At 70.1% G+C, this 25,193-nt stretch carries 19 protein-coding genes; 6 read left to right on the forward strand and 13 right to left on the reverse strand.

The features are described from left to right. Nucleotides 1-264: 264 nt before the first annotated feature. Nucleotides 265-1,047 carry a thioesterase II family protein gene (locus ACFY5B_RS38120; RefSeq protein ID WP_389979399.1) on the reverse strand — a complete coding sequence of 261 codons (783 nt, stop codon included), beginning with the start codon at nucleotides 1,045-1,047 and terminating at the stop codon, nucleotides 265-267. Between the two features lie 264 nt (nucleotides 1,048-1,311). On the opposite strand from ACFY5B_RS38120, the gene ACFY5B_RS38125 reads away from it, so the two are divergent. Both ACFY5B_RS38125 and ACFY5B_RS38130 read left to right on the forward strand, forming a co-directional pair. After that, a complete protein-coding gene (locus ACFY5B_RS38125; RefSeq protein WP_389979401.1) occupies nucleotides 1,312-2,490 on the forward strand; it encodes an acyl-CoA dehydrogenase family protein in 1,179 nt (392 codons plus the stop codon). Between the two features lie 352 nt (nucleotides 2,491-2,842). Next, nucleotides 2,843-3,775 (forward strand): ScbA/BarX family gamma-butyrolactone biosynthesis protein, encoded by a 933-nt coding sequence (locus ACFY5B_RS38130; RefSeq protein ID WP_389979404.1) that lies wholly within the window; start codon nucleotides 2,843-2,845, stop codon nucleotides 3,773-3,775. Between the two features lie 360 nt (nucleotides 3,776-4,135). On the opposite strand, the gene ACFY5B_RS38135 is transcribed toward ACFY5B_RS38130, so the two are convergent. Then, a complete protein-coding gene (locus ACFY5B_RS38135; protein ID WP_389979407.1) occupies nucleotides 4,136-5,044 on the reverse strand; it encodes a zinc-binding alcohol dehydrogenase family protein in 909 nt (302 codons plus the stop codon). 419 nt (nucleotides 5,045-5,463) lie between these two features. Between ACFY5B_RS38135 and ACFY5B_RS38140 the strand changes: the two genes are divergently transcribed. The 3 genes from ACFY5B_RS38140 (at nucleotide 5,464) to ACFY5B_RS38150 (ending at nucleotide 8,266) form a co-directional block, all read left to right on the forward strand. Continuing rightward, nucleotides 5,464-6,171, forward strand: coding sequence for a ScbR family autoregulator-binding transcription factor (locus tag ACFY5B_RS38140; RefSeq protein WP_389979410.1), 708 nt, complete (start codon nucleotides 5,464-5,466; stop codon nucleotides 6,169-6,171). 165 nt (nucleotides 6,172-6,336) lie between these two features. Beyond that, nucleotides 6,337-7,044 carry a ScbR family autoregulator-binding transcription factor gene (locus ACFY5B_RS38145; RefSeq protein ID WP_389979413.1) on the forward strand — a complete coding sequence of 236 codons (708 nt, stop codon included), beginning with the start codon at nucleotides 6,337-6,339 and terminating at the stop codon, nucleotides 7,042-7,044. Between the two features lies 1 nt (nucleotide 7,045). Beyond that, nucleotides 7,046-8,266, forward strand: coding sequence for a metallophosphoesterase (locus ACFY5B_RS38150; RefSeq protein ID WP_389979416.1), 1,221 nt, complete (start codon nucleotides 7,046-7,048; stop codon nucleotides 8,264-8,266). A 157-nt stretch (nucleotides 8,267-8,423) separates the two neighbouring features. On the opposite strand, the gene ACFY5B_RS38155 is transcribed toward ACFY5B_RS38150, so the two are convergent. Then, nucleotides 8,424-9,854 carry an endo-1,4-beta-xylanase gene (locus ACFY5B_RS38155; RefSeq protein WP_389979419.1) on the reverse strand — a complete coding sequence of 477 codons (1,431 nt, stop codon included), beginning with the start codon at nucleotides 9,852-9,854 and terminating at the stop codon, nucleotides 8,424-8,426. A gap of 646 nt (nucleotides 9,855-10,500) precedes the next feature. On the opposite strand from ACFY5B_RS38155, the gene ACFY5B_RS38160 reads away from it, so the two are divergent. After that, a complete protein-coding gene (locus tag ACFY5B_RS38160; protein ID WP_389979422.1) occupies nucleotides 10,501-11,970 on the forward strand; it encodes a non-reducing end alpha-L-arabinofuranosidase family hydrolase in 1,470 nt (489 codons plus the stop codon). Nucleotides 11,971-12,223: 253 nt separating this feature from the next. Here the strand turns inward: ACFY5B_RS38160 and ACFY5B_RS38165 are convergent, their stop codons facing one another. The 10 genes from ACFY5B_RS38165 to ACFY5B_RS38210 form a co-directional block, all read right to left on the reverse strand. Beyond that, nucleotides 12,224-13,498, reverse strand: coding sequence for a cation:proton antiporter (locus ACFY5B_RS38165; RefSeq protein WP_389979425.1), 1,275 nt, complete (start codon nucleotides 13,496-13,498; stop codon nucleotides 12,224-12,226). Continuing rightward, on the reverse strand, nucleotides 13,495-14,700 hold the full coding sequence (locus ACFY5B_RS38170) for an acyl-CoA dehydrogenase family protein (protein ID WP_389979428.1): 1,206 nt from the start codon (nucleotides 14,698-14,700) through the stop codon (nucleotides 13,495-13,497). Before ACFY5B_RS38170 ends, ACFY5B_RS38165 begins: the two co-directional genes overlap by 4 nt. A gap of 181 nt (nucleotides 14,701-14,881) precedes the next feature. Continuing rightward, the gene (locus tag ACFY5B_RS38175) at nucleotides 14,882-16,366 is read right to left on the reverse strand and encodes an FkbM family methyltransferase (protein ID WP_389979431.1); all 1,485 of its coding nucleotides are present in this window, start codon (nucleotides 16,364-16,366) and stop codon (nucleotides 14,882-14,884) included. Then, nucleotides 16,363-17,568: an alpha/beta fold hydrolase gene (locus ACFY5B_RS38180; protein ID WP_389979434.1), complete on the reverse strand. Its 1,206-nt coding sequence runs from the start codon at nucleotides 17,566-17,568 to the stop codon at nucleotides 16,363-16,365. Before ACFY5B_RS38180 ends, ACFY5B_RS38175 begins: the two co-directional genes overlap by 4 nt. Further along, nucleotides 17,565-18,527, reverse strand: a complete 963-nt coding sequence (locus tag ACFY5B_RS38185; RefSeq protein ID WP_389979437.1) for a chlorinating enzyme — start codon at nucleotides 18,525-18,527, stop codon at nucleotides 17,565-17,567. Before ACFY5B_RS38185 ends, ACFY5B_RS38180 begins: the two co-directional genes overlap by 4 nt. Next, nucleotides 18,524-20,350, reverse strand: a complete 1,827-nt coding sequence (locus ACFY5B_RS38190; RefSeq protein ID WP_389979440.1) for an amino acid adenylation domain-containing protein — start codon at nucleotides 20,348-20,350, stop codon at nucleotides 18,524-18,526. Before ACFY5B_RS38190 ends, ACFY5B_RS38185 begins: the two co-directional genes overlap by 4 nt. A gap of 103 nt (nucleotides 20,351-20,453) precedes the next feature. Then, the gene (locus ACFY5B_RS38195) at nucleotides 20,454-21,617 is read right to left on the reverse strand and encodes an MFS transporter (RefSeq protein WP_389979443.1); all 1,164 of its coding nucleotides are present in this window, start codon (nucleotides 21,615-21,617) and stop codon (nucleotides 20,454-20,456) included. Beyond that, the gene (locus ACFY5B_RS38200) at nucleotides 21,614-22,426 is read right to left on the reverse strand and encodes a thioesterase II family protein (protein WP_389979446.1); all 813 of its coding nucleotides are present in this window, start codon (nucleotides 22,424-22,426) and stop codon (nucleotides 21,614-21,616) included. The genes ACFY5B_RS38195 and ACFY5B_RS38200 overlap by 4 nt, the downstream gene beginning before the upstream one ends. Further along, nucleotides 22,423-24,393, reverse strand: coding sequence for a non-ribosomal peptide synthetase (locus tag ACFY5B_RS38205; protein WP_389979449.1), 1,971 nt, complete (start codon nucleotides 24,391-24,393; stop codon nucleotides 22,423-22,425). Before ACFY5B_RS38205 ends, ACFY5B_RS38200 begins: the two co-directional genes overlap by 4 nt. Continuing rightward, nucleotides 24,378-25,175 (reverse strand): hypothetical protein, encoded by a 798-nt coding sequence (locus ACFY5B_RS38210; RefSeq protein WP_389979452.1) that lies wholly within the window; start codon nucleotides 25,173-25,175, stop codon nucleotides 24,378-24,380. Before ACFY5B_RS38210 ends, ACFY5B_RS38205 begins: the two co-directional genes overlap by 16 nt. Nucleotides 25,176-25,193 lie beyond the last annotated feature (18 nt).

The following is a 25,193-nucleotide window of genomic DNA, read 5'->3' on the forward strand; positions in this document are numbered from 1 at the left end:
CGCCCCGACATGCACGGACACCTCCCCCACCGGAGGCAAACCGCCAACGCAGGCCTTTAGCCGCCTTGTTCGGACTTTGCCATCCTCCACAACCATACCAACCGTTCGATTTTTTTCAGTGGGGCCGCTCCGCCCGCCTCGATCTCTCGTGACCGACTGATCGGCGCCGGCGTCAGCGGGGAGGACACCGGCGCCACGGGGCACCTCATGGGGAAGACGCGCGGCGGGAACAGGCGCCTCACGTCGCCCCGGCACAGTCCGGGGTCAGACCGCGACGGCCGGGCTCCGCTCGCCGTCCAGGCCCAGGGCGGAGGTGAGGACCCGGGCCACCTCCTTCGTCCTGACGTCGAGGTAGAAGTGACCGCCCTCGAACACCTCCATGTCGGTACGGGCCGTGGTGAACTCCTTCCAGCCCGCCACCGCGGCGACCGGCACCACCGGGTCCGCGTCGCCGACCAGCACGGTGAAGGGGATGTCCAGGAGGGGGCGGGGCGTCCAGACGTACGAGCCGAGCGCCCGGTAGTCGGCCCGGAGGGTCGGCATGACCATGGCCAGAACATCCGGATCGTCGAAGACCACGTCGGCCGTACCGCCCAGTCTGCGGACCATGGCCAGGACGTCGGCGTCGGTGCGCAGCCGGTCGTGCGCGTACGGCGTCGTCGAGGGAGCTCCACGACCGGACAGGAAGAGCCGTTCCGGCCCCGGCTCTTCCCGCTCGGCCAGACGCAGGGCGACCTCGTGCGCGACGATCGCCCCCATGCTGTGTCCGAAGAAGGCGTACCGGCCCGTCACTTCGCGCCGTATCTCGTCCGCGAGGGCGTCCGCGAGAAGCCCGATCCCGGCCGGCGGCTCCTCGTTACGGCGGTCCTGACGGCCGGGGTACTGCACCGCCATGACCTCAATCCCTGGCGTCACCTCGCGCGACAGCCGGAGGAACGCGCTCGCGCCGCCGCCCGCGTGCGGGAAGCAGATCAGTCTCAGCCCACGTCCGGTCGCGGAAGTCCCCTGGGAGTCCGGGACGAAGCTGCGGAACCACTCACTTCTCATATCGCTCCTCCACTCGGCGCCCCGGCGGTTCCCGCGAACCGCTCCGAGGCGGAAACGTCGCCATGATGGGTCGGGGCGGTCAAAGCTCGCCCAAACGCCCGGTACCAGGGCGTCTGCCCGAATGGGCACCCGTGGTCGGCGGAGAGCACGCGATTACCGCTCAGTGACAGCGTGTTACCCGCTCGCACCTCCCCGGCCGTTACGGTCGGCCGCGCACCGTTCCGACGGTGAAGAGCAGGCACACGATCGATGCCAGGAGGCGCCATGTCCGCGCAGGAACCCGATTTCGACTCCGTACTGGAGGCGGTACGAGAGATCGTGCCCCGGCTCCGGGAGAACGGGCCGGAGGCCGAGGACCGGCGCTGGATCCCGGACGAGAACATCGAACTGCTGGAGAAGGCCGGCGTCTTCCGGATCGCCGTGCCACGCAGGTTCGGCGGGCTCGACCTGTCGCTGCCGCAGCAGTACGCGGTGCTCTCCGAGATCGCGCGTGGCTGCGCCTCGACCGGCTGGGTCGCGGTGGCCTGGGTGTCCACCGCCTGGCTGGCCACGCTGTACCCGGACGTGACGCAGGAGGAGATCTTCGCCACGGGTCAGGTGCGGATCTCCGGCGCCTTCACCGCGGGCGGCAGCACGCTGGTTCCCACCGAGGGCGGCTACCGGCTCAACGGCACGTGGCGGTTCAACACGGGATGCCGCGGCGCGGAATGGGACCTGGTCGCGGCCACGGTGGAACTGCCCGACGGCACCGTCGACGAGGCCTACGCCCTCGTGCCGATGTCGGAGCTGTCGATCGCGGACGACTGGCACGTGTCCGCCACGAGCGGCACCGGCAGCTCGACGACGACCGCGCGTGACGTGTTCGTGCCCGCGCACCGGCTGGTCACCGTGGGCGAGGCCCTCACCGGCACCGCCGAGGGCCGCTCCAACTCCGGCGCCACCGGCCGCGACTACGGACTCCTGAGCATGGTCATCTCCGAGTCGGTGGCGATCTACCTCGGCGCCGCGAAGGGGGCCTACGAGACGTTCGTCGAGGGCCTTGGCCGGCCCATCGCCTACACCACCTGGGAGGACCAGCGCGAGCACCCGCTCACGCAGCACCAGGTGGCCGTCGCCGAGAACCGCATCGCCGCCGCGGAGGCGCTGTTCGCGGGTCAGCTGACGCTGCTCCAGGAGCGTGCCGACGTCGGTGAGCCGCTGACCGACACGGAGAAGGCGACCGTGCGCGGCCGGGCCGGACACGCGATCCAGCTGGTGAACGAGGCCGTCGAGGCGCTCAACTCGGTGAGCTCCGCGTCCTCCCTGGCCCGCAAGGGGCACTTCCGGCGGTTCCGCCGTGACATCGAGGCGCTGACCCTCCATGGTCTGATGAATCCGAACATGAGCCTGGAGGTGCACGGCAGGGTCCTGGTGGGTCTCGACCCCGGGACGCCCTACATCTAGTCCTCCAGCGACCCGCGACCGGTCGTGGATCGGACCGCCCCTGGGCCCTGTACCGGCCTGCTTCACGTCGGTACGGGGCCCAGCGTCATGCCGACACGCTTCGGGCCGCACAGGGCCCCGTGACACGCCGGCCCCCTTCGCGTTCGTTGCTCATGTCACCGATGACTCGCCTTCGATGCCGTGACAGCCGCTCCACCAAGGCGTTTTCGGGCCACACGCCGCTCTGGGGCCGTCCGCTCAGCAGTCTTAGACATTCCTTGTAAAAAGAACCGATGGATCGGTATGTTCATTCGAGTCGAGCGCGAGTTCGACGATGGCTAAGCCGACCACTGAGTCATCACCTGGGGGTTCCATGTCCGATACCACCGCACGCCAGGGAAGAGCGGGACGTCACCATGCCGACGCCGCACCCGGCCCCGACAACCACGAACGGGTACCCAAAGAGCTCGTCCACCTGAGAGACCCGCAGCGCGTACTGATAACCGACTGGAGGAGGAGCGGCCCCGACACGTTCTTATTGCGCGCCCGGTGGCCCGACCACACCGGCTCCTGGCCCTACGACCCTCGCCTCCTCACCCAGACCATCCGGCAGAGCGGACTGACCGTCGCCCACGCGGAGTACCAGGTGCCACTCACGCACCAGACGACGCTCCGCGAGTTCCACTACACGGTGGACCCGGATTTCCGGTTGCGCCCGGGCGAGGCCCCTCTCTTCGAGGTGGAGGTCTCCATACCGAGGCGCGAGCAGACCGGTCGGGCGGCACGCTCGTTGCCGATGGACATGCGGGTCTTCCGCGAAGGAGTCCTGGTGGCCGGCGCCCAGTCCGACTTCAGCTGGATATCCTCGCCCGCTTACCGTCGGCTGCGCGGCGAGCGGGTCACCGTGGACTGGGGAAACTGGCCCCTGCCCGCACCGCTCGACCCGGCATCCGTCGGCCGTGCCGCGGCCTCGGACGTCGTCCTGTGCCCGACCGGTGAGCCCCTGCGCTGGTTCCTGCGCAGCGACATCGCCAACACCCATCTCCTGGACCACCCCGTGGACCACGTGCCCGGCCTCGGTCTGATCGAAGCAGCCGTCCAGACCGCCCAGGCCGCTGTCCCCCATGGTGTCTTCCACGCGACAGCGGTCGACACCGAGTTCGAACGCTACGTCGAATTCGACGTGAGGTGCCTGGTCGAAGCCGAGCTGCTGGAGAAGGGCCCGGACATGCTGGTCGTCCGGGTGACCGGAACCCAGGACGGCCGCACCGCCTTCCGCAGCGAACTCACAGGCACCATCCTCTGATCACCCGGTTCCGCGGGCCTGTTCCGTCGACGCGAACGCCTCTTGATCTGTCTTGCGCACACCCATGGTCGAGCCCGGCACTCGGAAGAGTGCCGGGCTCGACCGGTATCCGGCGGTCCGGAGGAACTGCTTGCCCGCCTTCATGCCACAGCACCTTCGGGGATCCGGCGACACCGCACTGAACGGTTCGCCGTCATCCCGTGGAGGTGCTCACGTGGCTCACGTCGGCCGCCTCGGAAGAAGTCATGGGACCACCATAGGCGCCGGCAACCTGTACCCGCCCATCGCCGGGTAACCGCTTTCGGGCCGGCGGTCCGGGCAGGGACGCCGGTCCCGGTCGGAGCGAGAAGCAGCCACCACTCAGGGGACGAGGACCACCTTGCCCGTCGTGCGCCGCGCCAGCAGGTCCTCGTGCGCGCGCCGCGCCTCGGCCAGTGGGTAACTGGCACCCGTGACGGGCTTCAGGCGTCCTTCGACGACCAGCCCGAACAGTTCCTTCAGCGGACCGCCCATCGCGCCGGGCGCCGCCAGCGCGTGCCGCAGCCGGAAACCGACGACCGACACACCGAGTTGGTGGAGCAGTTCGGGATCGACCGGCGGGAAGCCCTCACGGGAGGCGTTGCCGTAGGTGACCAGTCGGCCGAAGGGGGCGAGCGAGTGCAGCGCCAGGCCGAAGTACGGACCGCCGCCCGCGTCCAGGACCACGTCGGCCTTCCGCTCCAGCGGGTACTCGACCACCGCGTCCGCTCCGAGCCGCAGAGCCAGCTCCGCCTTGGCCGGGGACGAGACCTGAGCGAGCACCCTGCCCGCGCCGAACTCCCTGGCCAACTGGACGGCGAGGCTGCCGACTCCGCCCGCCGCGGCATGCACGACGACGGTCTCGCCCTCGCGTAAGCGGGCCGCGGTCCGCAGCAGATGCCAGGCGGTGAGCCCCTGCATCAGCAGCGCCAACGCCTCGGCCGCCGGCATCTCTTCGGGAATGTCCACGACCGCGGACCTCTTGGCGACCACGTGCTGGGCGTAACCTCCGGTCACCCGGGCCAGCACCCGTCTCCCGTCGGGAGTACGCCCCACGACCTCACTGCCCGGGACGAACGGCAGGCTGCCGGCAATCGGATACGAACCGTCGGTCTGGTGCGTGTCGGCGAAGTTGACGCCTACCGCCTCCACCGCGACAAGAACCTCTTCCGGCCCAGGCACCGGAGGAGGAAGCTCGACGGGGGTGAGAACCTCGGGACCACCAAAGCAATCGAACTGGATAGCGAGCATACGGCATGGTATTTTCCCCACCCGCTGAGATCCAATGGGCAACAGGCAACTGAGCTCGACGTGCACGGTCCGGCGTCGAACGCGCTCGAACCTGCCAGTGTTTTCGCAGTTCAGGAACGTGAAGAAACCGGCTGAACCGAACCGGACTCGCACCCGCGTCTCCGAGCTGACCGTCCGACACGGAGTGAGAGCCAAGTAGCTGCTCGGCGACCGAGGGACAGCAAGATCGCAGAAGCGTCATGGTGCAGTCGAGCGGCAGCCCGTGACGAGACATCACCACATGAAACGTCCTCCGAGTCCGCCCGGTCTCGCAATCGTTCGCGTCAGCTGAAGAGGAAACCTTACGTTCGGTTTGTTAACGTGACCCTGTGTGTGTATGTGTGCACGGGCTCACCATCATCACTCCCGGAGCTGCAAGGATGGCCAAGCAGGACCGTGCGGTACGCACGAGGCAGGAGCTGATCTGTTCGGCGGCCGAGATCTTCGACCGACGAGGATTCATGTCCGCGTCGCTCGCGGACATCAGCACCGGGGCCGGCGTCAGTACAGGCGCGCTCAACTTTCACTTCAGCAGCAAGAAGGAGCTGGGGGAAACCGTACAGGCCGCGGCCGAGGAGGGTCTGCGGTACATCACGACCACCTGCACCGAGGCGCGGCCCTCACCGCTGCAGACCCTGATCGACGCCACTCACGTCCTGGCGACGCAGTTGGGGGAGAACGTGGTGCTTCGCGCCGGACTCGGCCTCGACAACGACGCGGCCTGGCACGACGGTGCCGAACTCTGGCTCAAGTGGCGCAGCTGGGTGCGGGGGATGCTGACCATCGCCGAGTACGAGGGGAACCTGGCCGCCGGGGTGCAGCCGGACGACGCCTGCTCCATCGTCATGGCGACCGTCATGGGCATCGAGTCACTCGGGCGCAAGGACGCCGCCCTGTACTCCCGGCGTGTGGTGACGCGCTTCTGGAAAATGGTGCTGCCCAGCCTCGCCTCACAGGAATCGCGGGCCAAGCTCGACGCCGGCGGCTCCGAAGTCGTGGCCCGCTGGGACGAGCACACGCGGGCCGGGGACGGTGTCGCGGGGCCCCTGACGGTGGCACGGTGCGGCACCCGCGTCGACGAACGATGACCGACGGCAACGCTTCGCCGACCGGACCTCCTGACCGCGCGAGTACCGTGGCGCGCCGTGGCCGGATTCGCACAGGCCGCTGCGCGACATTAGCCTGAACCACTTAACATACCGATCCGTTGGTCCTTTCGCCTTGAAGGAGACCCTGGGTAAACAAGGAGAGACGTGGCGAAGCAGGACCGGGCCGTCCGGACACGCCGGATCTTCCTGGAGGCCGCGGCAGAGGTCTTCAACGAGTACGGATACGACGCCGCGTCCATCTCCGTGATTCTGGAACGCACGCAACTCACCCGCGGCGCGCTGTACTTCCACTTCACCTCGAAGGAGACACTCGCGCAGGGCGTGCTCGACGAGGCGGTCACCACGCAGGGGTTCGCCCCCCAGGCCTACAAGGTGCAGGAGTGGATCGACCTCGCACTGCTCCTCGCCTACCGCCTCCCCCGCGAGCCTCTGCTGAGTGCGTCGATCCGGCTCTCCATCGACCCCAAGGCCCGGTCGCTGTTCGGTACCCGCTGGCCCGACTGGATCCAGCTGAGCACGGACCTGCTCGTCGCCGCGAAGGAGCGGGGGGAACTCCAGCCGCACGCCGACCCTGCCACGATCGCCCGGCTGTTCGTCGGAGCCTGGACCGGTGTCCAGCTGGTGAGCAGCTCCCTGCCGCAGGAGCAGGACCTGGTGGGCGAGGTCACGGAGCTCTTCGCTCTCGTCCTGCCCGGCATCATCGTCCCCGGGGTACTGGCGAAGCTGGACATCTCGCCCCACCGGCCCGAGCGGCTGCTGGCCGACTCGTCCGCGAGTCAGGACGCCGGTCCGGCCGGCCCGGGGGCGACCGGATACAGTGCGCGAGACGGCAGCCCGGTCAGAGAGGGGTAGCGTGCCGGACACCAGCCACGCCCGATCCGCCGGGGGTGAAGCGCACGCTCCGCGGCAGAGCCGACTGCACCGCCTGATGCGTTACCTGCCCCTGATCGCCCCCGTCCTTCTGTGGACCGTGCCCTGCTGGGTGCTCCTGTACACGGGCCAGCACTGGCCGCTGCCCGTCACCCCGGCCGGAACCGTCCTGTTCGTCCTCGGCCTCGTCGGTATGCCTCTCGCGATGGTGCGCGGCCACGGCCGGCGCCGGCAGGACCGGGCGGCGATCATCGGTGACATCCTGCTGGGCAGCAGCTGGGTCCTGTTCACCTGGTCCGTTCTGCTCGGCGTCCTGTTGCGGCTCGCCCTGACCGTGGCCGACGTCGGCGAGAGTCAGGACCGTGCCCGCATCGTCACCTGGGCCGTCCTCGGCGTCACCGCCGCGCTGCTCGCCTGGGGGTACACCGAGGCCCGCCGCGTGCCACGGGTGCGCCGACTCGACGTACGACTCCCGCGACTGGGGGCCGGGTTGGACGGGCTGCGTGTCGTCCTCATCACCGACACCCACTACGGCCCACTCGATCGCGCCCGCTGGTCGGCAAGCGTGTGCGAGACGGTGAACACACTGGAAGCCGACCTGGTCTGCCACACCGGCGACATCGCGGACGGCACCGCCGAGCGCCGCCGCGCCCAGGCCGTCCCACTCGGCACCGTGCGGGCCACCCGGGCCCGGGTATACGTCACCGGCAACCACGAGTACTACAGCCAGGCCCAGGGCTGGGTCGACCTGATGGACGAGCTGGGCTGGGAGCCGCTGCGCAACCGCCATCTGCTGCTCGAACGCGGCGGCGACACCCTCGTGGTCGCCGGCGTGGACGACGTCACCGCCGAGTCCTCCGGTCTGGCAGGCCACCGCGCCCACCTCGCCGGAGCCTTGAACGGCGCCGACCCCGACCTACCGGTCCTGCTCCTGGCACACCAGCCCAAGTTCATCGACCGGGCGGCAGCCGCCGGCATCGACCTCCAGCTCTCCGGCCACACCCACGGCGGCCAGATCTGGCCGTTCCACCACCTCGTGCGCCTGGACCAGCCCGCTCTCGCCGGCCTCAGCCACCACGGCCCCCGCACCCTCCTCTACACCAGCCGCGGCACCGGCTTCTGGGGCCCGCCGTTCCGCGTCTTCGCCCCCAGCGAGATCACCCTGCTCGTGCTCCGCTCCCCGCACCTGCCCAGCTCGCGGTAGCACTCGACGGGGTGACACGGTCACCCCGTCACCCTCGTTGGCAAACCGGCCCCCTCTCCGTCCTACGATCCGGGACAGCGTCGACGGGGTGGAGCCAGGATGATCCTGGCTCCACCCCGGGTGCATCGCTTCACCCTTTCGTAGGTGACATGTCCCCTCAGGTGCGGGTCCAGCGTTGGTTGCTGCCGTTCGAGCAGGTGTAGAGCTGGATCAGGGTGCCGTTGGCGGTGCCTCCTGCGACGGCGTCGAGGCAGAGGCCGGACTGGACGCCGACGATGGATCCGTCGGAGTTGAGGCGCCATTTCTGGTTGTCGCCACCCCAGCAGCTGTAGATCTGCACCTTGGTGCCGTTGCCGGTGCCGGCGGCGTCCAGGCACTTGTTGCCGTAGACCCTGAGCTCGCCCGCGGCCGTGTACGTCCACTGCTGGTTGGTGGCGTTGCGGCAGTCCCACAGGTGGAGCTGGGTGCCGTCGGTGGTACTGGTGCCGGGCACGTCCAGGCAGCGGCCCGAACCGACTCCCCTGATCGTTCCGGCATCCGAAGGGGGCGTGGAGGTACCGCCGTTGAGTGCGTTGAGAACGGCGGTGTAGGCGGGCTTCTTGCTGCCGTCACCGTTGAACAACAGCGGCGTCTGCTCCGATCGCCAGGAGTCGGTGTCCCGCACCCCCCAGACGGTGATGCCGAGGCAGCGCGGGACGGCCAGGCAGTCGTTGGTCACGTTGGCGTACGTCGTGGCCGGGGCGCCCTGGATGTCGAGTTCGGTGATGGCGACATCGACGCCGAGGGCGGCGAAGTTCTGCAGGGTGGTGCGGAAGTTGCTGTTGTACGGGCTGCCGCTGTTGAAGTGCGACTGGAATCCGACGCAGTCGATCGGCACGCCGCGCTGCTTGAAGTCCCGGACCATGGCATACATGGCCTGGGTCTTGGCCCAGGTCCAGTTCTCGACGTTGTAGTCGTTGTAGCAGAGCTTGGCGGCCGGGTCGGCGGCGCGCGCGGTGCGGAAGGCGACCTCGATCCAGTCGTTGCCGGTGCGCTGCAGGTTGGAGTCGCGCCGGGCTCCCGAACTGCCGTCGGCGAAGGCCTCGTTCACGACGTCCCACTGAGCGATCTTGCCCTTGTAGTGGGCCATCACGCCGTTGATGTGGTTGATCATCGCCTGGCGCAGCGTGCTGCCGCTGAGGCTCTGCATCCAGCCGGGCTGCTGGGAGTGCCAGGCCAGTGTGTGGCCGCGCACCTGCTTGCCGTTCTGCACCGCCCAGTTGTACACGCGGTCGGCGGCGGTGAAGTTGAACTGGCCCCGCTGCGGTTCGGTGGCGTCGATCTTCATCTCGTTCTCGGCTGTCACCGAGTTGAACTCGCGGCCCGCGATCGTCGTGTACGCCGAGTCGCCCAGTCTGCCCGAGGCGATGGCGGTGCCGAAGTAGCGGCCGCTCTGCGACGCCGCGGCGCCGAGTGTGTTCTCGGCGGCGTGTGCGGTCGGCGGGGCGACCAGTGCGGCGACCACGCCGAGGACGCCGACGACCAGCGCCAACAGCAGGCCACGGATCTTCCGGCGGACAGCGGGTCTGGGAACGGCATACGAGCCCATGACTGTGCCTCCAGGGTAGGAATCACGGAAGGACTGAGGTGCGGGGGATGCCTCGTCCGCTCCCTCTCGGCAGACGGACGGGGGCCGGAGCCCGGGCGTACGGAATCACCGGACGCCGCGGCCATGGGACCGGGACGATTCCCACCGCACGGACGGCACCCGGCCGGCCGTCGGGCGACGCACGGCGGGCGGAACGTGACGGTGGTGGCGCAGGCTTTGATGCGAGGGATCTGTCATGCGGCTGTGCGTGGATCTGCCGTGCAGCACTGAGATGGTTCGGCATATCGAACTATGACCGGCTCCTCAGGCAGGGATGATTGAGGTGTTGACGATGGGTCGTCAATACTCCCCGCAGGAAAAGTTTCCGCGCCTCGCCCGAAACTTCCGGCATCCGTCGACGGCGGATCCGGACGGCGAACCCCGGCGCGGCCCTCAGTGGACGCTGGTGGGACCCGAAGACAAGGCGCTGTTTGTGGACAGATCGGCGACAGGCCTTGACCGAAGGGCTCCGCATTCCTAGCTTGTGGCGTCGAAGCTTCCGGGAATTCCCCGAAAGGTTTCGAACTCGCTCCTCCCCCTCCCGGCACGCCCGCTCCGCGGTTCATCGGGGTCATCTCACCCCCGCCCCGAAGAAGGAGGCCCTCTGATGTGGTTCCGCCCCCCGTCCCCGGTCCGTACGAGACGATTACTCGCCGCCCTCGCGCCCTTGCTGCTCGTGGCCGCCTTCCTCGGTGCCCAGCCCGCCGCCGCGGCGACCGTAGACCCCAGCGCCTCGTATGTGCTGGTCAACCGCAACAGCGGCAAGGCCCTGGACGTCTACAACATGGCGACCGGTGACGGCGCCCGCATCACCCAGTGGTCCAGGAACGATCAGAATCAGCAGCAGTGGCAGTTCGTCGATTCCGGGGGCGGCTACTACCGCATCAAGTCCCGCCACTCGGGCAAGGTCCTGGAGGTCCACAACCGGTCCACCGCGAACGGGGGCTCGATCGTCCAGTGGGCCGACCTGAACGGCACCAACCAGCAGTGGCGGCTGGCCGACAGCCCGGACGGCCACGTGAGGCTCATCGCGCGCCACAGCAACAAGGCCCTCGAAGTACAGGGCGCCTCCACCGCCGACAACGCCAACGTCGTGCAGTACGACGACTGGGGCGGCACCAACCAGCAGTGGCAGCTCGTCAAGGTCGGCGGCGGCAGTACCGGCCCGTGCGATCTTCCGCCGACCTACCGCTGGACATCAACGGGCGCGCTGGCGCAGCCCAAGCCGGGGTGGGTCTCGCTCAAGGACTTCACCGTCGTCCCCTACAACGGCAGGCAACTCGTCTATGCGACGACGCACGACACGGGGACGAAGTGGGGCTCGATGAACTTCGGCCTGTTCACCAACTGGTCGGAGATGGCCTCGGCCGGCCAGAACACGATGTCGACTTCCACCGTCGCGCCCACGCTCTTCTACTTCGCGCCGAAGAACATCTGGGTGCTGGCCTACCAGTGGGGCGGGACCGCCTTCTCCTACCGGACATCGAGTGACCCCACCAACCCCAATGGCTGGTCCTCCCAGCAGGTGCTCTTCTCCGGGAGCATCGGCGACTCCGGAACAGGGCCCATCGATCAGACGCTCATCGGTGACGGGACGAACATGTACCTGTTCTTCGCCGGTGACAACGGCAAGATCTACCGGGCCAGTATGCCGATCGGCAATTTCCCGGGCAGCTTCGGCTCGACCTCGACCGTGGTGATGAGCGATACGAAGAACAACCTGTTCGAAGCCCCGCAGGTCTACAAGCTGCAGGGCCAGAACCGTTACCTCATGATCGTCGAGGCGATCGGTGCGCAGGGCCACCGCTACTTCCGCTCGTTCACGGCCACCAGTCTGAACGGCTCGTGGACCCCCCAGGCCGCGACCGAGAGCAATCCCTTCGCCGGCAAGGCCAACAGTGGCGCCACCTGGACCAACGACATCAGCCACGGCGAGCTGATCCGCACCAGCCCCGATCAGACCATGACCGTCGATCCCTGCAAGCTGCAGTTGCTGTACCAGGGGCGCAGTCCCAACTCCGGCGGCGACTACGGCCTCCTGCCCTACCGTCCCGGGCTGCTGACACTGCAGCGCTGACGGCGGGACACGAGTCCGGCTCCACCGGACGAGGGATCCGCTGGTGAGCCACTCACCGAGGAAGCCGGGCTTCTTCCAGACGCCCGGGAAGCAGGCAGGCCGGGAAGCGAGCGACGCTTCCCGGCCTCACTGTGCCACCCCCTACGTGCGGGAGCATCCCGCCATTGGATCTCCACGCCTGGTTCGGCTGATTCGGAGAGCCAGTACCCCGGGAAGACTTCCACGGCTCCCCCAAGGAGTCGTCTGGATCACCTCATGTCCTCGCCCTGTCATCCCGGGCCATCGCCGCTCCCGCTTCTGAACCGTGTCGCGTCGCCGTCACGCTCTCACGCCGCACACGGCGGAGCAGCGGACCTGTCATGGCTGTGGTGAGTACGGCCACCACGATGAGCACCGAGTAGAACTCCTCGTCGATCAGGCCCATCCGCAGCCCGACCGTGAGGATGACAACCTCGGTGAGGCCACGGGTGTTCATCAGTACGGAGATGGTCAGCGCGTCATCGCGGTGCAGGCCCGATGTCCGGGCACCGAGATAGGCGCCTGTCATCTTGGTGGAGACGGCCACGGCCAGGGCAACCACCAGCAGGCCCACGCTTGAGCCGTCGAAGGCGGCGAGGTCCACCCCGGTGCCTGCCACCACGAAGTAGACGGGCAGCAGAACTTGTGCGCCCGCCTGCTCCATGCGCTCCATGACCTCGATACGCAGCCGGTTCAGGCCGGCCCTGGGCATCGCGGCGCCGAACGCGAACGCGCCGAAGATGAAGTGGACACCCAGCCACTCCGTGGCCGCGCAAGAGGTCATGAGGCCGGTGGTCAGCGTCAGGACGGCCGGGGTCCGCAGCCCCTCCTCGGTTTCCCGGGGCCGCAGCAGCCGGGCCATGAGCGGGCGCACGACGCAGACCAGCACCAGCAGATAGAGGGGGACCAACGCCACACGCCACTGACCGCCGGTACCGAAGCAGGCGACGACTCCCGCGAGCAACACCCACGCGGCCAGGTCGTTCACGGCAGCCGCGGCCATGGTGAACCGCCCCACGGCCGTACGGTTCAGTCGCCGGTCGGCGAGGATCCGCGCCAGCACCGGGAAAGCGGTCACCGACAGGGCCACACCCGTGAACAGGACGAAGCCCGCGCTCCCCGACGGCCCGTGCTCCGCCGCGAGGGGCAGTGCCACGAGACAGCCGCCCGCCAAGGGCACCAGTGTGGAACCCGCTGCGACGTTCAGTGTGGTGCGGCCACCCGCGCGGAAGAAGGACCGGTCCATCTCGTAGCCGATGACGAACATGAACATCGCCAGACCGACATCGGCGAGCGCGCCCAGGAGCGGGCGAACACCGTCGAGCGCAACCGTCTCCCCCCAAGGCCCCCACCGGCTGGACAGCAGTGTGCTGCCGAGCAGGATCCCCGCGACGATCTCGCCGACCACGGGCGGCTGTCCCACCTTGCGTGCCGCCGCCGCGAACAGTCGGGCCAGCCCCAGGACCACCGCGAAGGCAAGGAAGAACACGGCGGTCTCGTCCCCTTTCATGCCCCCTCCTGCCCGCCGCCGCGCACGGCGGGTGAATCGGGCCGGGACCTGAGGACGGCGCGTCCGATGAGGTCGCGCATCACCTCGCTGGGGCCGGCGGCGAGGGTGGCCGCCCGTGCGTCCCGGTAGGTGCGGGCGGCGTCGGAGGAATCGAGGTAGCCGTGCGCCCCCTGCAGCTGCAGGCTCGCGTCCGCCATCCGGCAGGCCAGCTCGGTCGTGTGGAGCTTGGCCATGGAACACTCGGTGGCCGGAAGCTCACCCTGCTCGTAGAGCCATGCGGTGTGGTGGACGAGCTGCCGGGCGGCGGCCAGCTCGGTTGCCAGGTCCGCCATACGGTGGGCGGGCGCCTGCAGCGCGGACAGCGTGCCGCCGGTGAGGCGACGTTCGGTCAGGCAGCGGCGGGTGTCGTCGAGACAGCGGTCCATGCCGCCCAGTGCCAGGGTCGCCGCGACCAGCCGCTCCAGTTGCAGCCCACGCATCAGGTAGTAGAAGCCGGCGTCGACCCGCCCGATCAGACGGTCCGCCGGTACACGGACATCCTCGTACGCCACGGTGGCCGTGCCGGCCGCGCGCCAGCCCAGGGTGGGAGTGGGCGTGGTGGTGATGCCCGGCGCCCCGGAGTCGATGACCAGCAGGGACAAGCCGGTCGTGCCGTGCGGCCCGGAACCGGTGTCGGGCGAGGTGCGCACGGCGACGACGTGGAAGTCCGCCGCTGTGCCGTTGCTGACCATCGTCTTGACCCCGCGTACCACGAAGTGGCCGCCGTCGCGCTCCGCCGTGGTGGTCACTCCGGAGAGGTCGGCGCCGGTGCCTGGTTCGGAGATCGCCAGAGCCGCCACCCGCTCGCCCTCGACGGCGGGGGCGAGGTAGTCCCGGCGCAGCCCGGGGCTGCCGGCCGCGGCGAGGTAGTGGGTGGCCATGTAGGCGTGCACGGAGACCGCTGCCCGCAGGCCGCCGAATCCGGTGCGCCCGAGCTCCTCCAGGAACACCACCGACGTGAACAGGTCCCGCTCGCCGCCGCCCGCGCTGCGCGGATGCAGCAGTCCGAGATAGCCCTGCTCGCCCAACGATTTCCACAGGGACCGGGGCAGGCCGCCCTCCCGGTCCCAGGCGGTCGCGTTCGGCATCACCTCCGCGGTCAGGAACTCCCGGGTACGTTCACGGAACGCCGCGTGGTCCTGGGTGAAGTACGGGGATCGCATGTTCGCTCTCTTCCTGATCTATGTCCGCCGGGCGGTGTCACCGCGCAGCAGTGCGCAGACCTCGTCGGCCGAGTCGTGGAGAAAAGAAGTGGCCCCCGGCCACTCCATGGCTGCGGAAACCTTGGAGCGCCAGAGAGCGCCAGACCGCCACCGCGGCTCGGGGAGCAACCTCGTCGTCGACTCACCGGTCTCCGTGGCTGAGGGTGCGCTCTTCGGCCCCGGTTCGCCGTGCGCCTGCCGTGGCGGAAGCCCGCTGAGGCGCGGATGCCTCGATCGCCGCGGCCAAGGCACCGAACGTGCTGTCCGTGAAGACCATGTCCGGGGTCAGGGCATCCTCCCCGAGTCGCCCCTCCACCTGTGCCAGCAGCCGTACGGCGGTGAGCGAGTCGCCGCCGAGGTCGAAGAAGTTCGCGTCCGGCCGTACGGCTTCCGCACCGAAGAGACCGGCCCAGATCTCGGCGAGGTGCGCGGTGCGGCCCGTGGCACCCGACACCCCGGCCGGAACGGCCGGAGCGGCCGCAGCCGCTGACTCGGCCATCACCTCGTCCAGGCCGGACACCACCACGAATCGCCCCGGTACTTCGGCCGACGGATCCGTCTGTGTGAGGAGTTCACGCAGCTCCCGCTCGAGCATCCGCAGATTCGGGCCGAGATCGCCGGAGGTCGCCGTCCCGCTCGACGGACAGGTGTCGTGGGCCGTGACCCCGGGACGATACGCGTACACGTGGTGACAGGGCGTCAGGGTCAGCCTGGGGTCCTGCTCGTGTGTGACGGAGAAGCCCTGTGCGCTCAGCGTGCCGAGGACGGCTGCCAGTCGGCCATCGATGTCATGAACTTCCATGACGACGCGGTCGATACGCGGCCAGAGCGCGGCATCGATGCCTTCGAGCACCGCCGCTTCGGCCTTCTCCACATCGATCTTGAGCAGGTCGATCCCGGTCAGGCCGTGCTCGGCGGCGATGCGGGTGAGGGTGGTGGCCGGAACGCGCCTGCGCACCGCGGTCATCCGGTCGGTGACGAGCCGGTCCAGCTGTGCCCCGCCCTCGGCACCTTCGCCGGTGAGGAGATACCCGCGCAGCACGTCGAAGTCCTCGTCGGCTCGGGCGAACCCGCCCGACATCACGCTGTTGTGCGGGTAGTAGGTGAAGTCGACCTCCGACTCCTCCCGTCCGAGAGCGCACGGCAGCACGGTGGCGTCCACGCCGTGCAGCTCCGCGTTGACCGTGACGGCTCGGGCGAGTTCCTCCACCGGTTCGACGGCGATGACACGCGCGCCGGGGCTGCGCCGCGCGGCGTCCAGCGTGAACATGCCGATGTTGGCCCCGGCATCCACGACGACCGCGCCCGGCGGAAGCGTGATGCCGTGCTTGAAGTAGGAGTGCTCGGCGAAGATCTCGCGGTACAGGAAGTCGGTTTCGCCGCGGTTCACCCCGGCCACCCGGAGATCATCGGCGGGTTCGTGCCAGGCGAGCGTGCCGAGCCGGCCCGCTGCCTCCAGGCAGGCCGCACGGTGCAGCAACGGGGCATGGCTCTGATCGGGCACCAGCCACGCGACGCTCTCCCGGCCGTCCGCCCCCGCTGTGACGGTGGCTTCGGTGACCGCGGGATGCGTGCACAGTAGCTGGGCCACGACGCGCGTGCGGTGGCTGTTCATCGGGTCGCTCACGTGTCCTTCCGGTGGGATGCGGTGACGTCGTGGAGGAATTCCTCGGCCAGGCGGACCACTTCCGGGCCCGCGTCGAAGGCACTGAGGTGATCGCCGTCGGCCAGCATGTGCAGGTCCGCCCGCGCGAGCCGCGTCGCGACGTACTCGGAGCCCGCGGGGTGGGCCGTCGTGTCGGTGAGGCTGCTGACCACCAGAGCCGGCTGGCCGGCTGCCAGGAAGGGCCGGCAGTCGGTTCCCATGATCGCGCCGTTGAGGAGGCCGTAGCGGTGCAGCAGGTCGGGCGTCGCATAGGGGTGAATGAGGTGGTGAGCGAGGTCGGCCCGCATGCCGTCCAGCACGGACGGGCGCCGCATCAGCCGGTGCAGCCCGGTGGCCTGTTTCAGGTTCCGGGAGGCCATGGCGAGCAGTGATTCGACGTCTCGCTGATGGTCGGTCTTGGGTGCCGCACCGCCCAGTTCGTAGTCTCCGTGCCACAGGCTCATGGACATCACTCGTGCAGAGCAGGAAGCGGCGGCCAGCGCGATGGCCGCGCCCCCGCACAGTCCCATGACGTGCGCCCGCCGGATGCCGAAACCGTCGAGCACCGCCGGCAGATCACGGGCCTGCGCGGCGAGACTGTGGTCCCCGAGCGCGGCCGGACCGGGCCGGCTCTCCGTGGCGAACAGCCCACGGCTCTCCCAGGTCACCACCCGGTAGGAGCCGGACAACGCCGTCATCCAGCGTGTCACAAGGCCCACCGGCATACCGCACGCCGTCACGAGGGCGACGGCCGGCCGGTCCTCCCGCCCGGCCGACCAGCAGCGCAGCGGGCTGCCGTCGTACGCCGGCACCACGACCGGCCGGCCGGGGAGAGCCGCCGCCGCGGACCGTGCGACGCCCTCGACGTCCTCGGACACACCCCGGCCCGCGACCGCGTCGTACCCGCCGGAACCCGGCATCAGGCGCCTGCTGAGCGCGAGTTCCACGGACCACAGACCGGCAGGCTCCGGCACCACGTCGAGCCGGGGCAGCTCCAGTGCGTCGGTGAGCCGGTTCAGCAGACCCTGGAGCGGCGGTACCGCGCCCGGTGGGACCCCCTCGACCGGTGCCACCCGCAGCCGTTCCGGAACGGCACGGACGAGGGAGGCGCTGTCGACCAGTGCCGCCGCCAGCCGGTGCAGGGCGTCGTCGGCCGCTTCGGCGGCGCCCTCGGATTGCGTCACTCCTGTGCTCCATGCCCGGGACGGTGCCGGAACGGCTGGTCACGGGTGGTGCGGTCCACCAGGCGGTTGTGTCCGTAGGTGTCCCTGCCACCGACCAGCACCGCCCCGTAGCGGTCGAGGCCGACGCGGCCGCCGTACTCCTCGATGACGGAGGTGCCGGGGTACACCTCCACGGAGGTGGGCACGTAGCGGGAGGCGAAGCCCATCCGCATGTCCTTCGTCGTTCCGGCGTGCGGATGTGAGGCGTGCATCAGCGTGGACCAGAAGACGATGAACTGGCCCGCCTTCATCTCCATGGAGACGGCCTGTGATTCGTCCGGCTTCCACTCCGGGTCGATCTGCAGTTCGCGGTAGTCGTAGCCGAAGAAGCCACGCCGGACACCGTCCTTCTCCACCGCGGTGTTCCGGTCGGGCGCGTAGTGCATCCGCTTGGTTTCGTCGTAGAACATGGTGCGGTGCGTGCCGGGAATGAACTGCAGGCAGCCCATGTCGACGGTGGCGTCGCTGAACGCGCACCAGACGGTGATGGTGCCGCCGAAGTCGGAACCGCCCGGCCACCGGATCTGCGGGGCTCCCGAAGCGTTGGCGAAGGTGTCCGCCTGGTGCCAGTCGGTGCCCTCGTCCCCCGGGTACTTGGGGAAGAACTCGGTGCGCCAGCACAGCACGTCGGGGCCGAGGATGCTGCTGACCCGGTCGACGATCTCCGGCCTGCCGATGTGCTCGGCCAGGAAGCCGTGATCCAGGTGACGGTCGTAGTTCGAGATGTTCGTGGCACCTGAGACGGCGGCGCCGTCCTGGTACACGGCGGCGCTGCGGTCGAGGAGTTCCAGGCGGGTCCGTCCCCATGCCGCCTTGATCTCTGACGGTTCGTAGAGGGTGAAGGGTCCGGCGAAGCCCTGCCGGTGGAAGGCGGCCAGTTCTTCCGCGCTGAGGGAGAAGTCGGTGGTCTGCGTGGTCATGTGGTCTCCTCGGTCGGTGACGCGGAAAGCGCGGCGTCGACGTGCCGCCCGAGCAGGCGGACCGTCGCGCCGTCGATGAGCACGGTGATGTCGAGGTCGAGCCCGAACACCTCGTTGACGCGGTTGAACATGCGCAGCAGCGACAGCGAGGTGCCGCCGAGCTCGAAGAAGTCGGCGTCGCGCTCCACGCGGGGGACGTCCAGAACGACGCGCCACACCTCGGCGATCCGTTCTTCCGTGCCGGCCGGAGCGGAGCCGGGCGCGCCCGGGTCGGGGGCGGACGCCCCGGTCCGTTCCGGTGAGGGCAACCGTGTTGTGTCCACCTTGCCGTTGAGCGTGAGCGGCAGCTCGGGGAGTACGACGTACCTGGACGGACGCATGTACGCCGGCAGCGCGGCGGCGGTCCGCTCGGCCAGCACCGTCGCGAGCGCCGGACCTGCCGTCCGGGACGCGACATAGGCGATGAGCCTGACGTCGTCGTCGCCGTAGTCGTGCGGCAGGACGACGGACTGCGCTACGTCCGGGTGGCGGGTGATCAGTGACTCGACCTCCCCGGGCTCCACCCGGTGGCCGCGGATCTTCACCTGGTCGTCCGTGCGGCCGAGGTAGCCGTAACCGCCGCCGGGCAGGGCGACGATCCGGTCACCGGTGCGGTAGCAGCGGTGCCGTACGCCGTCGGCGCCGAAGAGCTCGATGAACCGCTCTTTGTCCAGTTCGGGGCGGCCCAGGTAGCCGCGCGCCAGTCCAGGGCCTTCGATGTACAGCTCGCCGGGTTCGCCCTCCGCCACGGGGTGTCCGTCCTCGTCCAGGACATGGAAGGCGAGATCGGGCAGGGGTTCTCCGATCGGGCTGGGTCCCGCCCCTTCTAGGTCGGCACGGAGCAGCGGGCGGTACGAGCTGTGCACGGTCGCCTCGGTGATGCCGTACATGTTCACCAGGCGGGGGTGTTCGTCGCCGTGCCGTCGCATCCAGGGGCGCAGCGTGGCGGGGTCGAGCTTCTCGCCGCCGAGCACGACCGTCCGCAGACACGGCGGCGGCTGCGCATCCCGCGCCTCCACCGCTGCGAGCCGCCGGAAGGCGGACGGCGTCTGGTTGAGCACCGTCACTCCCTGCGCGAGGAGCAGCGCGTGGAAGTCCTTCGGTGAACGGGCCGTCTCCTGAGGCACCATCACCAGCCGCCCGCCGTACAGCAGCGCCCCCCAGATCTCCCACACGGAGAAGTCGAAGGCGGCCGAGTGGAATGCCGTCCAGACGTCGCTCTCGTCGAAGCCGAAGAGCGGCTGCGTCACGTCGAAGAGGCGGACCACGCTGCGGTGTTCCACTTGTACGCCCTTGGGCAGCCCGGTGGACCCGGAGGTGTAGATCACATAGGCGAGGTCGTCGCTGCCGGCGGAAGGCAGCTCCCCGCGGTCCGCCCGGGCCGGGGCGGCGGGGAGACCGTCCAGCAGAACGACGTCGGCGTCCAGACCGGCGAGCGGCGCGCTCAGCGCCGAGGTGGACACGACCACGGGCGACTCGCTGTCCCTGATCGTCCACCGTATGCGGTCCGCCGGAGAGCCGGGATCGATCGGCAGGTATGCGGCGCCCGACTTGAGGATGCCGAGCATGCCCACGAGCAGGTCCGCGTCCCGGGGGGCCAGCAGAGCCACCACCGCTCCCGGCCGCACCCCCCTGCGGATGAGCTCGTGCCCGAGCGCGTCGGCCCGTTCATTCAGCTGCCGGTAGGTGAGTTCGCCCAGCGCCGTGGTCACCGCGGCCTTCTCGGGGAACCGCTCCACCACGTCCTGGAACATGTCCGTCAGCGTGCGTCCTCTTGCTCCCATGGGTTCTCTCCTGCCTGTTCGGTCGGTTCGGCGGTACGCGGCGTGGTCCCGCCGCTCCGAGGTCGGTGGCGGCGCGCGTCCGGGCGCGTGACGGACACATTCCTCACAGGGGTACGGTCGCGGGCTCGGTGGGCCGGTCCTTGCGCAGGAGGCGGAGCTCGGTGACCACCGCCGAGGCGCACAGCACCGCTGCCAGAAGCGGAAGCCATCGCGGTGCCACCCGGCCCAGGAACAGTCCGCCGACCGCGCCCCCGAACGCGGCGCCCACGTAGATGACGGAGCTGTTCAGGGACACGGCAAGGGGGCCCGCCGGTCCGGCCAGGCGGAGCAGGCGGTGCTGCTGTGGTGCGGCGTACATCCAGCCGCTGACACCCCACAGCAGCATGGCGACGAGCGCGCCCGGGAACGACCCGCTCAGCTGTGGCATCGCCAGGAAGACGACGGTCATGCCGGCCACCGAGACCAGGACGAGTCGCCGGCCCGCGGGCCGGTCCATGTACGCGCCGGCGAGGGCGTTGCCGGCCAGGCCGCCGAGTCCGAAGGCGAAGAGCAGCACCGCGAGGCGACCCCCCTGGCCGGCGGTCGCCTCGGCGAACACCGTTGCGGCGTAGGTCAGCACCGCGTACTCCGCGATCACTGCGAAGACCGTGACGGTCAGGACCATGCGGACCAGTGGTCCACGCAGCGCGGCGAACCGTTCCCGGGGCCGGTGCGCGGTGTGCTCGGAGTCGACGCCGCGCAGTCCGGCCGCGAGGGGCACGGCCACGGCGGCGGTGGCCGCTGCGAGGACCGCGAGGGTGGGCCGCCAGCCGAAGACGTCCGCCGCCCAGGTACCCGAGGGCACCCCCACCACCGACCCCATCACCAGACCGCTGGTGACCAGCGCGAGGGCTTTGCCGCTGCGTCCTTCCGGGGCGAGGGAAGCCGCGAGCGCGCACGCGTGCGGAGTGAACTGACAGGCTCCGGCGGCGACGAGCAGCCGCCCGGCCATGGCGGCCGGCAGCGAGCCGGCGACCGCGCACACCAGGTTCCCGGCGGCGACGGCGACCAGCGCCGCGGTGAGCGCGACCCTGGGTGACCGGCGGCTGAGGGGTGTCGCGAGCAACGGGCCGAGAACTGCGTACCCGACGGAGAACACCGTCATGAGCTGTCCCGCCGCCGATACGGAGACGTTCAGCGAGTCGCCGATCTGGGGAAGCATGCCGGCGATGACGAAGACGTCGGTGCCGATGAGGAAGGTTCCCACGGCCAGCAGGAGAAGCCTCATATGTCCTTCCTGGTCCGGGTCCGCACGATCGCGCCGGTGGTACGGGTGACCGCGGTGCGTACCGCCTCCACGATCAGTGGCGGAAAGCCGTTCAGATAGAAGTGGCCGCCGGCGAAGTCCCGGGTGTGGAAGGCGGCGGTGGTGTGCTCGGCCCAGGCGTGTACGTCGCCGTGGGTGAGTCCGTCGTCCCGGCCCGTCCAGGCGGTGACGGGGCAGGAGAGCAGTGAGGGGCAGCTGCCGGGCCGGTAGGCGGTGGCCGCCCGGAAGTCGCTGCGCAGCGCTGGAAGGATCATCGCCCGCAGTTCGGGGTGGCCGGCGACGGCCGGGTCGGTGCCGCCGAGCCTCAGCAGCGCGTCGAGAGCGGCCTCCTCACCGTCGCCGGGCAGTCGCGAGGCCGTGCGCCGGTACGGCGCCTGCATGCCGGAGACGATCAGTCCCGCGGGCGCGGCGTCGTACCGGTGCTCGAGCCTGGCTGCCGTCTCGAAGGCGACCAGGGCGCCCATGCTGTGTCCGAACAGGACCGGCGAGGAGGCCGGTCGCGGTGCGGCGAGCAGTCGTGCGATCTCGTCCGCGAGCAGCGCGACGTCCTCGAAGGCGGGCTCGGCACAGCGGTCTTGACGCCCCGGGTACTGCACCGCCAGGACCCGGACGTCGGGCGCGAGCGCAGCGGAGAGCGAGAAGTACTGGCCCGCGGTGCCACCGGCGTGGGGGAAGCACACGAGCGTACGGGCCTGTTCGTGGGCATCGTGGAAGACCCGGAGCCAGGCGGCGCGTTCGCGTGACTCACCCTGTGCGGTCGGAAGGGTCATGCGGCGACTCGTTCCGTGATCAGTGCGGTGATCGCGTCCACCCGGGGGTCGTACAGGAATTCCTGCACGGACACCTGGACTTGGAAGCGCTGCCGGAGGCGGGTGACGACGAGCGCGGCGGAGAGCGAAGTGCCGCCCAGATCCGAGAAGTGCCGGTCGGGAGGTATGTCGGCGACGCCGAGGACCGTCGACCAGATGACGGTGACCTCCGACCGCACGTCGCCGGGGGCCGGGAGCGGGCCGGCGCCGTCGTTCGCCTCGCCGGAGGCCGGGAGCGGGCCGGCGCCGTCGTTCGCCTCGCCGGAGGCCGGGAGCGGGCCGGCGCCGTCGTTCGCCTCACCGGAGGCCGGGAGCGGGCCGGCGCCGTCGTTCGCCTCGCCGGGGGCCGGCAGGCGTCGGCGGTCGATCTTCCCGTTCGGGGACAGCGGCAGCTCGGGCGTGAGGACCACGTGGTGCGGGACCATGTAGTCGGGCAGCAACCGGGCCGCGTGCTCACGCAGTTCGGCCGCATCCGGTGCCGGCCCGGGCCCGGCCACGACATGGGCGACCAGTTTGCGTTCCTCACTGCCGGGCGGTGTCCAGGCCACCACCGCGCACTCCCGCACCGCGGGGTGGCGGAGCAGCGCCGTCTCGATGTCTCCCGGCTCGACCCGGTAACCGCGGATCTTGAGCTGTCCGTCGGTCCGTCCCAGGTACTCCAGGACTCCGTCGGGCCGCTCGCGCACCAGGTCACCGGTGCGATACGCGCGTACGGTCCGGCCCTTGATCCGTGTGCTGCGGAACCGCTCCTGCGTCTGCCGGGGGTCGTCCACATAGCCATGGGCGAGTCCGGCCCCGGCCAGCCACAGTTCGCCGCCCTCCTCCAGGGGTGCGACGTGCGCCGTCATGCCGGGAAGGGGACGCCCGATGGGGGGAAGGTCGGGCCAGGAGTGCGGCGGACCGGGGAGCGTGTGGGCGACGGCGACATGGGTCTCCGCCGGACCGTAATGGTTGTGCAGACGCGCCCCGGGCAGCCGGGCGAACATGTCCCTGATGGCGGGCGTGATGTGCAGCGCCTCACCGGCCACCGCCACCTCGCGCAGCGCGCCGGGCAGGATGCCGAACTCGACGGTCAGGTCCGCCAGTCGGCGCAGTGCCACGGGAGGCAGGAAGATCCGCTGGATCTCCCAATCCCGGCACAGCTCCCACACGCGCTGCAGGTCGACGCGTTCGGCGTCGGACGGTGTGTACAGGCAGCCCCCGCTGCACCAGGCCGTGAAAACCTCCTGGACGAACACGTCGAAGCCGAGCGGGGCGAACATCAGCGTGCTGAGCGGCTCGGAGGACGTACTGGCCAGCGTCCACTCGATCAGGTTGTCCACGCAGCGGTGCGGCATGGAGACCGCCTTGGGCCCTCCGGTGGACCCGGACGTGAAGACCAGATACGCGGGGTCCTCGCTGCTCGGCTCGGGTAGGTGAGGCTCCGGGGCGGGCTCCGGGGCGCCCTGCACGGTGTCGGACGTGGCGGGCTCCCGAAGGGGAATCACGACGGGCCGATCCGGCCCGTCCGGCCCGTCCGGCCCGTCCAGTCCGTCCAGCCCGTCCAGCCCGTCCAGCCCGTCCAGCCCGTCCAGCCCGTCCAGCCCGTCCAGGGTCCGTAGACCCGGCTCGACCAGCGCGAAACGGGCATGGCTGCGCTGCCACATGTGCCGGATGCGGTCCGCCGGATACTGCGGGTCCACCACACAGAAGGCGCCTCCCGAGCGGACCACCGCGAGGACGGCCACGCCCAGCGCGACTCCGCGGAACGCCTGGATGAGCACGACGTCCCCGGGGCGCACTCCCCGTCGCCTCAGCTGCCCGGCCAAGTCGGACGATCTGCGGTCGAGTTCGGCATAGTCGAGCTTGCCGTCGGGTGCGACCAGCGCGGCGGCACGGGGGCGGCGCCTGGCCTGGGCGGCGATCAACTCCACTACGCGGCCGGGCAACGCGCTGTCCTCTCCCCCGTGCCCGCCGTCGGCGCGATGCCCAACGTCTCGAGGACCGCCGCACGCGTCTCCTCGGACCTGAGCAGCTCGAACCGGTCGCAGCCGAGGCGCAGTGCGCGCTGCCGCCCGGCACAAGTGAAACCGAACGGGTCGGTGTCCGCGGAGGACAGACGCAGCACCTCCCCCTCCCAGGGCGACGTACGCGCGTGGTGAGCCGCCACCAGGTGGCTGAGCCAGTCCGTGTACGCACTCACCATGTGCGTGGCGCTTGCCGCGCTCTCCGCCTCATCGGCGCCTGCCGCACGCAGCGCCCCGCGGGCCCGGCGGGCCAGGTCGCCGGCGAGCTCGGCGACGAAGCGCCCGGGGTCGTCGGCCAGCGCGTCGGCGTCGGCCCGCTCGCACAGTTCCCGCTCGTCCGGTGGGACGCCGAGACCGCCGAGCCGCGCGCGGTAGTCCGCCGTGATCGAGTCGAGGGATGTCGCCTCGGCGTCGAACAGCACGATCGCCGGTGGCTCCCCGCCCAGGGCGGCGGCCACCTCGAAGGCGAGCGGTGCCGAGGCGCAGTATGCGGCGACCGCCGCGACCGGTCCGGATCCGGACGGCACGTTCGCCAGCAGGCGGGCCGCGTACCCGGCGCCGCTCACCGCCCGCGGCAGGGGGCCTCGCAGCAGGCCGTGGACACGGACCCCGTGCCGGTCCAGGCCCAGTTCCTCGATCCGGGCCTCCTTCCGGTATCCGGGGTAGTCGAGTGCGAGAACCAGCGGGTCTTGGCTCTGGTGCATGGACGAGGTCCTTTCGCT

Source organism: Streptomyces sp. NPDC013187, assembly GCF_042899705.1.
GTDB lineage: Bacteria > Actinomycetota > Actinomycetes > Streptomycetales > Streptomycetaceae > Streptomyces > Streptomyces hawaiiensis_A.